A 12,612-nucleotide genomic window follows, 5' to 3' on the forward strand; every position below is an offset into this window, starting at 1 on the left:
TCTTCCGATGATTGAACGGGTCGGGACGTTGCTCAACCGTTCTGGTGACGGTGGTGTAGAGGTGCTCATCGTCAGCCGCGGGAAGGTGCGGACTCGGTTCCGTCGCTGGGACGAGTTGGGTTGGAACTTTCGGGTGGAGTCGACGGACTCGGAGAACATCATCGAGCCAAAGCCAAAGCCAAAGCCAAAGCCAAAGCCAAAGCCAAAGCCAAAGCCGGCTCGAGGGGCTTCGCGGCCGCGTGGGCAGCGGGTGGCGTACGTCCGGGTGTCGGCCGCCAATCCGAACGAGGCGCGTCAGCTCGAGGCGGTGGGGGAGTGCGACCGGGTCTACGTCGAGAAACAGTCTGCACGCTCTCGCGCTGATCGCGTGAAGCTCGCCGAGTGCATCAGGTATTTGCGAGACGGTGACGAATTGGTTGTTGCGTCGATGGACCGTCTCGCTCGTTCCCTGGTGGATCTGAAGCAGATCGTTGGCGAGATCACCGCGAAGGGTGCGAGCGTGGAGTTCGTTCACGAGCGGGCCACCTACGCCGCCGGCGCCCAGGATCCCCGGGCGGACCTCATGCTCTCTCTGCTCGGGGCTTTCGCCGAGTTCGAGCGGGCCATCATCCGTGAACGCCAGGCCGAGGGCATCGCCATCGCCAAGGCGAAAGGCAAGTACAAGGGACGCAAACGCGTGTTGACCGCTGAGCAAATCGACAAGGCCCGCGCTCGAATCGAGGCAGGGGAGGGGCCGTCGACGATCGCCAGAGACCTTGGTGTTGGCAGGTCGACTCTGTACCGTGCGCTACGGCAACGCGAACAGGAACGAAACTGACAGGACACAAGCGGATTAACTGTGTGCAGCTTGGCTACTTCCATGGTTCGCTCAGATGCGTTAGCGGAACTAGCCATCCCCTCAATTCTTGGTCCAAGACACGTCTAACCATATGAATCGATGGATGATCCTCGCAGAACTGCCCACCCAGACGCCAAAACGCGTGACAATCACAGCCACGCATCGCGATCACGGGGCGATGGAGGCAAGGCATGGATGACGCCATCAAAAACCTCGGTCATACCGCTGCCAGTGAGTTCAACCTCGGCAACCTGGCACAACGCTCGGGCCAGTTCGGGCAAGCTCGCACTCACTATCTGATCGCTCGTGACACGTACATGCGCCTCGAATCGACCCGCGAGGTCGGCGCGTGCGAACTTAGGTTGGGCAACGTCGAGACCGACTTGGGTCAGTTTGAGCAGGCGCGTGTTCACTAACTGGCGGCTCGCGATAGTTATGCTCGCCTTGGTCTGGCTCGCGAGGTTGCCGACTGCGAATACAGCCTCATCACTGTCGCAACCGGGTTGGGTCAGTTTGAGCAGGCGCGTGTTCACTATCTGGCGGCTCGCGATACCTATGCTCGCCTTGGTCTGGCTCGCGAAGTTGCCCGCTGCGAACTCAGGGTCGGATCTGCAGCCACCGAACTAGGCCAGTTCGAGCAGGGCTGCACTCATTTCACCGTTGCCCGCGATCTTCATGCTGCACTTATTCTTGTTCGGGAAGTTGCCGACTGCGAAGTCAAATTAGCTACCGTCGCAACCCGCTTGGGTCGGTTTGATCAGGCGCGCGTTCACTATTTGGCCGCGCGCGCTGCGTTCGATCGTCTTGGTATGCCACGCGAGATTGCCGCGTGCGAGTTTAGGCTCGGAACGGGCGCGATCGAGTTGGGCGAGTATGAGCAGGCCCGCCGCCACCTATCCACTGCTCGTGACAGTTACGCTCTCCTCGGTCTAGTTCCCGAGGTTGCCGACTGCGAGCACAGTCTCGGCGACGTTGCGAGAAGCACGTCTCAGTTCGAGCAGGCTCGTTTTCACTATCTGACAGCGCGCGACATTTGCGCGCGTCCCGGTATGGCCCGAGAGGCTGCCAATGGCGAATTCAGCCTCGGAACGGTCGCGACTGAGCTGGGTCAGTTTGAGGAGGCCTGCACACACTTGATCACGGCCCGCGACGCCTATGCGAGCCTTAGCCTGCCTGCTGACGTCGCCGACTGCGAACACGGTCTCGGCAACGTTGCTAACTACCTGTCTGAGTTTGAGCAGGCACTTATCCACTATCTGGCCGCCCGCGACACTTACGCTCGATGCGGTGTGGCACGCGAGGTCGCCACGTGCGAGCTCAACCTTGGAACGGTAGCTACTGAACTGGGTCAGTTTGAGCAGGCCCGCACCCACAAAAACGCTGCTCACGAGGCCTTTGGCCGCCTCGGCATGGCTCGTGAGGTCGCTATCTGTGAGTTCAACTTGGGCAATGTTGATATCTGCTCGAGGGCGTTTGAGCAGGCCCGCACCCACATAGACGTTGCTCACGAGGCCTTTGGCCGCCTCGAGATGGTTCGGGAGATCGCCATCTGTGGGATCGGTCTCGGTACCATCGCTCAAAACTTGGGCCAACTCGGACAAGCACGGCTCCATCATCTGGCCGCCCGTGACACCTGTTCGCGTCTTGATCTGGCGCGTGAAGTCGCCTACTGCGACTTCTGTCTCGGCGAGATCGCCGTGCGCCTGTTTGAGTTTGAGCGGGCCCGCACCCACCTGGCCGCTGCCCGCGACTCCTACGCTCGCCGTGAATTCACACGCGAGGTGGCCGACTGCGAGGTGATGATCGCAGAGAGTTGGTGGGCTCAGGCCGAAGGCTCGAAACTGACCAGTGGCAATCGTCAGGGGATGTTGCGAGTAGCGGTGGAAATCGCTGCGCCCGCCGTGGTCTACCTGGACTCGATGCGATTCCAATTCCGCTCCGCCAACGACCGCATTGCCTGGGCTCGACGGATTACTTTATGTACCGCTTTTGTGTTCCGTATTGCGCACGCTCTCGACGACCAGCAGCTAATTGCCGACCTTGTGGAGACAGCCATCAATTCCGGTGTCCATGCCGCCCACACCGGCCCAGACTCCGATATGCCGGTATTGCGTGGGCATTCCGCGCGCGCCCTGGCGAGAGCGGCGACGTTCGAACTAGCTGGCACCGGTGAGGGGTGGCGCGTAGGGCTACTCGGTTGCGCGAGTCCACGGAGTTGGTAGCGCTGTTCTGGGGGGTCGGTTGCGGCCCCTGCTTCTGGGCGGGGCCGCAGCCGCTGGCGTTTACTCCCAGTAGCCGTCGGTGGTGCGAGCCTGGTCTTGGCGCTGTCGGCGCATATCGATCTGGCCGAGGTTGATCGTCCGCGCGTTGTTGGCCAGACGGTTGACGATGGAGTCAGCGGCGACCCGGTCGGGTAGTTCTGCGACCCAGTGGGCCGGTCCTGTCTGCGAGGCGATCATCGTCGGCAGGCGGTGTTCTCGGTTGGCCAGAATGGCGAACAGGTCGGAGGCGGCGTCGCTGTCGATGCCGACGGTGAGAAAGTCGTCGATGATCAGCAGATCGGTGTTCGACAGATCGTTGAGCAGCTTCTGGTGTGCGATCCCGTCGGCGCGGGTGATGACCAATTGCCGTGCGAGCGAGTCCATTCTGGCGTAGGTGACGGCGTGGCCGTTGTGGCAGGCGGCGATGCCGATGGCGCAGGCCAGGTACGTTTTTCCTCCTCCGGTTGGGGAGATGACCAGCAGGTTCGTGGGGTCGGCGGCCCAGTCGTGGGCGGCGTAGCGTTTCATCCGCACCGGGTTGATCCCTCGGCCCTCCCGGTAGTCGAGCTCGGCGACATTCGCCTCCGGGATCGGCAACCCGGCGGCCCGGATGAGTTTGTCGACCTTGTGTGCCCGGCGATCTTCGAGGGCATCATCCACGGCGGTGAGGAACAGTTGCTCGGGGGTCAGCTCGTCGTTGGCTTCGTCGCCGATGAGCTGCTCCAGCCGGGCGGCGACCCTGGTCACGCGCAGGGCGCGGAACTTGTCGTAGTCGATGTCGGTGAACGTCACTGCCCTGCCCCCTGACTGCCGATTTCGTAGTGGGAGGCGTCGCGGACGTAGACCTCGGGTCCGGGTTCTCGGGTCTCGGTGTGTTTGCGGGTTGAGGCTGCGGGCCTGATGGTCCTGGGCGCCTTGGCATCGGAGTCGATCGCGGCCATCAGTCGCTTGAGGGTGGTGTAGGTGGGATAGCCGCCGCGGGCCAGGAGTTCTCCGCAGGCGGCCTCGAGGCGCTGTCGGTTCTTCTTGCCGAGTCCGCCCAGGATGTTCTGGCAGTCCAGATACCCCTGGGCCTCGATCTGGTGGCGGTCCAGGATCTGCTCGATCACCTCCTGGGTGGCCGGACCGAAGCTGCGGGCGCGATCGCTGAACCAGGTCCTGGACCATAGGCCGTCGATGTCGCGGTGCTTGTCTGGCACGTGCTCGGCGAGCGTGGAGTACTGGCCCTTGCGGCCGCTCAGCCGCGGGTGCTCGCAGACGACTTCGTTGCCGTTGAACACCGTGACTCGGCTCGAGGTCAGCCGAACCCGCAGCAGCTGCCCGGCCAGCGAGTACGGCACTGAGTAATGCTGGTAGTCGGCGGTGATGTGGTAGTTGCGGGCGGCCTTGAGCTGCTTCCAGGCCACCTCCTCGAACCGGGCATCCGGCAGGGCTGTGAGCAGGTGCTGCTCCTCGGTTTCGAAGCGCTCCCACCGGGTGGAATCGTCGGCTCGCCTCAGGTCGCGGTTGACCTCGCGCACCCGCTCGTCGATCGCCTCGTTGAGCTCGGACACCGAGAACCACGTCTCGCCCTCGAGATAGCCGATGACGCGTAGGTTCACCACGTTCACCGCGGACTCTGCGGCAGCCTTATCCCTTGGTTTCTTGGCTCTAGCTGGGACGATGGCGCACTGGTAATGGTCGGCCAGCTGCTGGTAGCGGGCGTTGACGACCCGCTCTGCATCGCCCTTGTGTCGTTGGTGCGTCGAGGTGGTCGGATTGTCGGGAACCACCAGCTGGGGCACGCCCCCGAAGAAGGCGAATGCTTGGACGTGGGCGTCCAGCCAGGCCTCGGACTTCATGTCCGGATACGCCCGGCAGAACACCGCGCCCGAGTACGGCAGGACCGCCACGAACAAGTAGGCCTTGACCACTACGCCGTCGGCCCGGTCCACCACGTCGAGGGTGTCCCCGGCCCAGTCCACGTGCATCGCCCGGCCCGGCTCGTGGCGCAGGACCGCGACCAGGTCATTCGTTCGCGCCCACTCGGAGAACAGGGCGCAGTACTGCGCGTATCCGTACTTTTTCTTCCCCGTGCCGGCGGCATCGGCGTACCGACGCCACCCTTGCAGCAAGGTGAAGTGGCGACGGTGCTTGAGCGCTTGGAGTACAGATTCGAATTCCGGCCGCTCGTACTCATCCGAGACCCGCCGTCGCCCGTCGGGGAACCATCCGGCGACCTCCGCATCCGAGACGCCCTCCACTGAGGTGATGCCGTTCATTCCGATCACCTGCTTGGCCCGCGCGACGTCACGGTGCGAGCAGCCCGCCGTCTCCACGACCTCCCGGTAGCTGCGGCCCTGGAGCAACAGCGCCATAATCCTTCGGTAATCCGCCACGGATCCCGCCTCTCATGCCACGAACGACGACACCCCTTGTGCCGTCGCCCTCAGCCGAGCACACACCAACCCGCCGCTACCGGGTATCCAGAATCTTGCTACCGGGTCGATGGATCTGCGCAACCATCAGGCCCTACGCGCCAAGGGGGATCTGGGACCAGATGAAGGCCCTCATCACACCTCGGTGGTACCAGCCGCCTCATCGCTGGAGCCCATCTACCTCTGCGGCCCCCACCCCGCCTACGAATGCCCAACAACCAGATCGCCCTGACCCCTGGAGCGAACCCAAACACCACCCCTACCCCCCCCACTCGCATAAGTCACATCCTCACCTTTGGATAGGAGGGAGGGACTGCGACACAATCAGTAATTACTTACTCGTGCACAACCCCATCCCTGACAAGTGCACAGGTAGGCGCCGGCGCCGGGTCGGAGCCGGGAGAAGAGCCCAGGGAGTTTCGATCCTGCTTCAGATCTGGTGGGGATTGGTTGTCAGGTGTGCGGGCGAGTGGCGCTCGTGCTTCTGGAAGGGGTTGATGGTCATGTTCTGCTGGCTGGTCGAGGTTGTGATCTCGGTGGTTATCGCACTTGCTCTGCGGGTCCGGAAGCTTGTTGCCGTGCTGGAGGCCCGGTCGGGTGGGCGCACTGGCATTGGGGACGGCCCGACCATGGTGGTGGAGTCCACCCCGACCAGCGTGGAGGAGGCCACCGAGGCGGTGGTTCCTGCGCGGGCGGTTGCGTCGATCGTGGCCGAACCTGCGCGGGAGGGCGTTCCGGTTCGAGCTGAGGTGGTGATCTTCACGCTGGATGAGTCGGGGCAGGTGTCGTTGGCGGGGCGTCAGGTGAGGAGCTTGTCTCGTGAGGATGGTAATCGCGGACTGGTAGCCGTGGATGCAATGGAGTTCGTCGATGCCTGGTCGAAGAAGCACCAGGTTCATGTCTTGCTGGCCGTGCGGGTGCAGGAGATCGCGTCCTGGTTCCGTACGCACGAGGCCTCGTTCAGCTTCCTGCGTTCCCGGGATGACTCGGTGCAGGACTCCGTGATCCAATTGGTGGACTCGATCGCGAGTTCCCGACTAGCCCGTCCGGTCGGCGCCGGACTGTGCCCGAAGGAACGCAAGCTTCTCGGCAGTGACAAGAAGTCTTCGCAGGCCCGCACGAAGGCGCTGCAGGTTGCGACCGATGCGTCCGTGAGGAAGGGCAAGGCCGGGGCGGGTATCGGAGTGATGGCGGAGAACGGCCAATGGCGCACAAAGTACTGCGCAGAGTTGCGCAACATCAATGTTGCCGAGTTGGTGGCCATTGAGTGTGCGGTCAGAACTTTCCGCGGCCGGCCACTGGAGATTGTGTCCGATTCCCGGAATGCGATCGCGTTGGCTACCGGGTCCAAGGTGTCGTCATCTACTCAGGTGGCACGCCTTGTCGATTCGATCAGGGCAGCCAGCAAAGGTCGAGAAGTCAGTTACAGGTGGGTGCCGGGGCATTCCGGTGTCCTGTTAAACGAGACTGCCGACAGGCTGGCCGTCGCGAGGCGACGAAACGAGGACGCCCAGGTTGATCAGGCGACCGCGGATCGGATCTACTCGAACATCGTTGCTGACGTTCATCAAGATGAGTCACCGGTAGCCGCTTGAACCGCCGGGAAATCCTGACCCTGGCCCTGGTGGAGGGCGTGGGCGACGGCGCGTTGGTGTCCCGTCCTGTGGGTCTGTTCTAGGTGATGGCCAGTGGGTGGGTGTGTGTTCGGGGTGTGGGGTAGGTGTGGCCGGTGTCCTGATCCCATGGGGTCAGGGCGAGGTGAGTATCGGGCATGCGTAGGCGGGGCGGGGGCCGTAGCGGCAAGTGCGCCCCAGCGATGAGGCGGCTGGTCCCACCCAGATGCGCCGAGGGACCCGTATCCGGGCCCTGTGCGTCGGTGCCGGCGGGTTCGAACGCCGGCGCTATCGCCAAGGCGCGGACGGACTGTTCCCGCTGCAGGGGCGTGTCGGTATCCGCCGCGGTGGTGGTGTGGACACCGGAGTTGATGGCGGTCTCCACCAAGTCCGCCATCAAGATCTGGTCACCGAGGTCGCTCGCGAGTTGGAACAGGAAACTCGAGGAGTCCTCAATTCGCTTGGCCCAGGCGATGCGATCCGAGGCCGATCGGAACTGGAACCGCATCCCCTCTAGGTACACCACAGCAGGGACCGCGAGCTGCAACGCCCGCTCCAACAACACCCGCCCATCGTCGACTTCGGACACCTCGGCCTGAGCAGCCCACGACCGGGCCGTGTTCAGTCGGCACTCGGCGACCTGCCGCTCGATGCCCAGCCGTTCGTAAACCTGCTGGGCCTGCTGATAGTGGGTGCGGGCCTGCTCGAAGGACCCTAGATACGAGCCCACGATCCCGAGGCCCTGCTCGCAGCCAGCGACCTTCTGCTTCAGTCCTAGGCGGGCGAACACCTGGTGGGCCTGCTGGTAGTGGGTGCGGGCCTGCTCGAAGGACCCTAGGCACGAGGCTACGTGCCCGAGGCCCTGCTCGCAGCCAGCGACTTCCTGTTCTAGTCCTAGGCGGGCGAACACCTGTTGGGCTTGCAGGTAGTGGGTGCGGGCCTGCTCGAAGGACCCTAGATACGAGGCTACGTTCCCGAGGCCCTGCTCGCAGCCAGCGACCTTCTGTTCTAGTCCTAGGCGTGCGAACGCCTGTTGGGCTTGCAGGTAGTGAGTGCGTGCCTGCTCGAACACCCCCAGGTCCTGGGCCACGTTCCCCAGGTTCACCTCGCAGCCAGCGACTTCCTGGTCTAGTCCTAGGCGGGCGAACGCCTGTTGGGCTTGCAGGTAGTGAGTGCGTGCCTGCTCGAACCCCCCCAGGTCCTTGGCCACGTTCCCGAGGTTCATCTCGCAGCTGGCGGCTTCTCGCTCCAGGCCCAACCGGGTGTACACCTTCCGGGCCCGCCCCAGGTGCACACGTGCCTGATCGAACACCCCCAACTCCCAGGCCAGAGTCCCAAGGTTCATCTCGCAGCCAGCGACTTCCTGGTCTAGTCCTAGGCGGGCGAACACCTGGTGGGCTTGCAGGTAGTGAGTGCGTGCCTGCTCGAACCCCCCCAGGTCCTTGGCCACGCTCCCGAGGTTCATCTCGCAGCCAGCGACTTCCTGTTCTAGTCCTAGGCGGGCGAACACCTGGTGGGCTTGCAGGTAGTGAGTGCTTGCCTGCTCGAACACCCCCAGGTCCTTGGCCACGTTCCCGAGGTTCACCTCACAGCCAGCGACCTTCTGATCCAATCCTAGGTGACTGAATACCTGGCGGGCCTGCAAGTAGTGAGTTCGCGCCTGACCAAACAACCCCAGGTCCTTGGCCACGACCCCGAGGTTCGCCTCACAGTCGGCAGCCTGCCGTTCTAGTCCTAGGCGGGTGTATTCCTGGTGGGCCTGTTGGTAGTGGGCTTTTGCCTGCTCGAATTCTCCGAGCTCCTGGGCCACGTTCCCGAGAGTCCTCTCGCAGTCGGAGGCCTTCTGCTTGAGCCCCCGGCTGATGAAGATCTCGAGGGCGTTGTGACAGTGGGTGCGGGCCTGCTCGAACAGCTTCAGTTTCTGCGTCACCCAGCCGAGGAAATACTCGCATTGGGCGACAGATTCTTCTTCGCCCATGGTGGTGAACAGGGTCAGTGCGTGGGTGAGGTCGTTGTAGGCGTGTTCGAGTTGACCGTTTGTGTAGTGCTCGAGCGCGCGGTTGTAGTGATCGATTGCCTCTTCACGCCGTTGGGCGGAACTGTCGTCCATCTGTTCATCATGCGTCCGCCGGGGCGGTGGTATGTGGGTTTCTTCTTCACCGGGGCGAGTGAGGTGTGCTCGCCGAGTCGGTGTCCGCCGCCGCGGCGGCGGCATGCAGGCTTCCTGTCCGCCCGGGGTGTTCGGGGCGTTGTGGGGTCGGTGTTCGTGGTGCGTGTGTGGGGATTGGTTTCTAAGTACGGGGCGTGGTGTTGCGCTCATGTGGTGCTCGGTTTCCGGGTTATCCGAATGGTGACCGCTGTCAGGTGTTGGCGGCCGAGGTGTTTCTGCTGCGTCCCGTGTGTTTTTCCGGTTCGAGTCAAGGAGTTGTGTGTGATGGGTTTTCTCGAGTGGTGGCAGTCTGGCCGTTCACAGCGAAAGGCCAGGCGTCAGTTCGAAGATGATGGTGTCCTGTTCGCCGCGGCCAGTAAGCAGGCCGAACGGCTGGCGCAGGACACGGATCGGAAAGCCTCGGATGAGGGTGGTCAGGGTCTGTTCCAGCACGAGGCGCTGTTGCATTCCGGGGTCATGGAGGCCCGAAGTGCTGCTGTCGCCCCGCACGTGTCGTCTCTGGACGCGCTGTCGGAGCAGCATCGTCGTCATGCCGACGGTGCCCAGACCGCGGTGGCCAATGTCGGCTTGTGGCAGTCGCGGGAGAACATCGTCACGGTCACGACACCAAAGCGGATCACGCGGCACAAGCCCTTCTCACAGTCGCCCGATCTGAGTGGGGACACCCTCCCGGCGCCGGCGCTGCGAGCCAAGCATGATGCGCTGGGAGCCAAGATCGACGAGGACCTCAAACAGGGTCAGGTGCGGCATCGCTCGGGTGTGCCCGGGTGGATGAAGTGGGCGGTGTTCCTGCTGGTATTCGTCGACGTGTTGGCGATCGCGATGATCCTCATCCCGGTGGAGAACACCACCCTGGACCCGACGGCATATGAGGACGGGGAGTGGGTCGTTCAGCTGCCCCGCCTGCTCACAGCGTGTGCCCTGTCTCTGCTGGTGGCCGGCGCTATCGCTGTGTGGGCCCATCTGGTGGGAGAGATGACGTGGGCGGCGATCAACACAGCCACGTCCCTGCCTGACGACGGTGCTAAAACATCAGCCCAGCAGAACCAGGACGCGGACGAATCGTCTCCCACGACCTCGCAGTCTGTCTTGGCCCCGCTGTGGGCAGCGGCTTCTGACAATCCGATGTTGGTCGTGGGGTGGGCCGGGGTGGTGGGCATGTCGGTGCTCACCGCGGTGACGATGTTCGCCCGGCTGGGACATGCGGTGACGCAGGAAACGGGAGTCGGTACCGCTGCCGGGGTGTGTATCGCGGTGTTGGTCGGCGCGATGGCTGCCGCCGCGCCGGTGTGTGTGGCGCTGGTGAACTCCCGAGGCCCGTCGCCCGAGGTGCTGCGTCGTAACGCGTTGGCCCAGGCGATCGCCGAGATCGACCGCCGGGTCGAGAACGAGCACCGGACCTACACCGCTGAAACCCAGGCGATGGCGGCGGTGCTGGAGCAGGCGTGTCGCAGGTACCTCGTGGCCGAAGACGCCGACAGGCGGGCGGCTCTCCCAGCGACCCAGGCAATCCTTCGGCTGCGTACCGAGCACGGCTACGCCGGTGAGCGGTACTCCGTTCTCCAGGTCGCACCCCGCACCGACACGTCGACGCAGGCACAGACAGTGGGCGGGGAGCAGGACCTGGTCGAGCGGGGCCGTTCACAGATCGCCGCAGCGGTGCCGTTGTTCGACTCCGAGCCCCTTGCCCGGTGCCGGCACCTGATCGACCAGATGGCCGCCCGCCAGGTGGCCGATCTGAGCATGAAGCAGCCCCACCAGCCGGCCGCCTCGGGGGCGGAGGATTCCCCCGCCCCCGAGGCTGCCGGCCCGGTCACCGAGGACATCCCGGCCCGACCGGAACAGGTCGAACTGGACATCGACGCCCCCGTCGAGGTCGACGTCGATGCCGTCCCGGTAGACCTCCCTGACCGCGTCATCCACGCCGTCTAACCACAACCCCCGCTCACCCCGTTGGGCCCCGGGCACTTCAACCGTCCGGGGTCCGACGGGGGAGGATGTGGCTGCCTCGGCGCCCCGAAACCCCCGGGGCCGATGCGCGAGTAGGTGACATCTGATCTGGCTTGCCCTGCGGGGCGGGCCTGGAAGGATGCCAGCTGTGCCCAAGCCCTACCCCCAGGAGTTCCGCGACGACGTGGTCCGCGTCGCCCAGAACCGCGAAGACGGTGTGACGCTCGAACAGATCGCTGCCGACTTCGGTATCCACCCGATGACCCTGAACAAGTGGATCCGCAAGGCCGACGTGGAGGCCGGGATCAAGCACGGCACCACGTCGGCCGAATCGCGTGAGCTGCGCGAGGCTAATCGGCGTGTGCGCCTGCTTGAACAGGAGAACGAGGTCCTACGCCGGGCGGCGGCGTACCTGTCCAGGCGAACTTGCCGGGAAAAGGTGGTACCCGCTCGTGAGTGAGCTGGCCGCTGACGGGGTCCCCGTCACGGTGGCGTGTCGGGTACTCAAGATCGCTCGCCAGCCCTACTACCGGTGGCTCAAGAACCCGGTCCCCGACGCCGAGCTGGCCGAGGCGTACCGGGCCAACGCCCTGTTCGACGCACACCGCGAAGACCCTTCAGTTCGGCTACCGCTACCTCGCCGACGAGGCCGAAGCCGCGGGCGAGAGGATGTCCCGGCGGACGGCGTGGCGGATCTGCTCGGCCGGCGGCTGGACCAGCGCCATCAGTGAGAAAGGCCGGGGTCGGCACCGTAAGGCCGGCCCGCCCGTGCACGACGACCTCGTCGAGCGGGACTTCACCGCAGCCGGTCCGAACGAGCTGTGGCTGACCGACATCACCGAACACGGGACAGCCGAAGGGAAGCTGTACCTGTGCGCGATCAAAGACGTCTACTCGGGCCGGATCGTCGGTTACTCGATCGACTCGAGAATGAAATCCCGCCTGGCGGTCAGCGCTCTGGGCAGCGCCGTCGCCAGACGAGGCGACATGACCGGCTGCGTCCTCCACAGCGATAGAGGATCGCAATTCCGCTCGAAGAAGATGCAGATGGCAATCACCCGTCACGGGCTGATCGGCTCGATGGGCCGGGTCGGTGCGGGTGGTGACAACGCGGCCATGGAGAGCTTCTTCTCGCTGCTGCAGAACAACGTCCTCAACCGCCGATCCTGGGCCACCAGAGACGACCTCCGCTCGGCGATCGTGCACTGGATCGAACGCACCTACCACCGCCGCAGACGGCAAGACCGCCTCGGCAGATTGACCCCCATCGAATTCGAGACGATCATGACCGACGAGGCCCTTCAGGCCGCGTGACTAACCCTGTCACCTATCCGTGCATCAGCCCCCCACCCTGTGGGGTTCT

At 64.3% G+C, this 12,612-nt stretch carries 9 protein-coding genes and 1 pseudogene; 6 read left to right on the forward strand and 4 right to left on the reverse strand.

Annotated elements, in window-relative coordinates; genetic code table 11:
* Positions 1-7: 7 nt before the first annotated feature.
* The 3 genes from CT688_RS02080 (at position 8) to CT688_RS02090 (ending at position 3,060) form a co-directional block, all read left to right on the forward strand.
* The gene (locus CT688_RS02080; RefSeq protein WP_107755564.1) at positions 8-817 is read left to right on the forward strand and encodes a recombinase family protein; all 810 of its coding nucleotides are present in this window, start codon (positions 8-10) and stop codon (positions 815-817) included.
* Between the two features lie 212 nt (positions 818-1,029).
* The gene (locus CT688_RS02085) at positions 1,030-1,254 is read left to right on the forward strand and encodes a hypothetical protein (RefSeq protein WP_107755565.1); all 225 of its coding nucleotides are present in this window, start codon (positions 1,030-1,032) and stop codon (positions 1,252-1,254) included.
* An 87-nt stretch (positions 1,255-1,341) separates the two neighbouring features.
* A complete protein-coding gene (locus CT688_RS02090) occupies positions 1,342-3,060 on the forward strand; it encodes a hypothetical protein (protein WP_156607057.1) in 1,719 nt (572 codons plus the stop codon).
* A 60-nt stretch (positions 3,061-3,120) separates the two neighbouring features.
* Here the strand turns inward: CT688_RS02090 and CT688_RS02095 are convergent, their stop codons facing one another.
* Positions 3,121-3,891 (reverse strand): ATP-binding protein, encoded by a 771-nt coding sequence (locus tag CT688_RS02095; RefSeq protein ID WP_107755567.1) that lies wholly within the window; start codon positions 3,889-3,891, stop codon positions 3,121-3,123.
* Entirely contained in the window at positions 3,888-5,456 is a 1,569-nt protein-coding gene (gene istA / locus CT688_RS02100; protein ID WP_231750298.1) for an IS21 family transposase, read from the reverse strand. The genes CT688_RS02095 and istA overlap by 4 nt, the downstream gene beginning before the upstream one ends.
* A gap of 557 nt (positions 5,457-6,013) precedes the next feature.
* Between istA and CT688_RS02105 the strand changes: the two genes are divergently transcribed.
* Positions 6,014-7,111, forward strand: a complete 1,098-nt coding sequence (locus tag CT688_RS02105) for a ribonuclease H family protein (RefSeq protein ID WP_107755569.1) — start codon at positions 6,014-6,016, stop codon at positions 7,109-7,111.
* A gap of 79 nt (positions 7,112-7,190) precedes the next feature.
* On the opposite strand, the gene CT688_RS02110 is transcribed toward CT688_RS02105, so the two are convergent.
* Together CT688_RS02110 and CT688_RS17215 are read right to left on the reverse strand one after the other, a co-directional pair.
* A complete protein-coding gene (locus CT688_RS02110) occupies positions 7,191-9,239 on the reverse strand; it encodes a tetratricopeptide repeat protein (RefSeq protein WP_159077973.1) in 2,049 nt (682 codons plus the stop codon).
* A 357-nt stretch (positions 9,240-9,596) separates the two neighbouring features.
* Positions 9,597-9,746: a hypothetical protein gene (locus tag CT688_RS17215; RefSeq protein ID WP_156607059.1), complete on the reverse strand. Its 150-nt coding sequence runs from the start codon at positions 9,744-9,746 to the stop codon at positions 9,597-9,599.
* A 9-nt stretch (positions 9,747-9,755) separates the two neighbouring features.
* Between CT688_RS17215 and CT688_RS02115 the strand changes: the two genes are divergently transcribed.
* Together CT688_RS02115 and CT688_RS02120 are read left to right on the forward strand one after the other, a co-directional pair.
* Positions 9,756-11,231 (forward strand): hypothetical protein, encoded by a 1,476-nt coding sequence (locus tag CT688_RS02115; RefSeq protein WP_156607061.1) that lies wholly within the window; start codon positions 9,756-9,758, stop codon positions 11,229-11,231.
* A 166-nt stretch (positions 11,232-11,397) separates the two neighbouring features.
* Positions 11,398-12,563, forward strand: a pseudogene (locus CT688_RS02120) (IS3 family transposase).
* Positions 12,564-12,612 lie beyond the last annotated feature (49 nt).

Source organism: Dietzia sp. JS16-p6b, assembly GCF_003052165.1.
In the GTDB taxonomy this organism is placed as follows: Bacteria; Actinomycetota; Actinomycetes; order Mycobacteriales; family Mycobacteriaceae; genus Dietzia.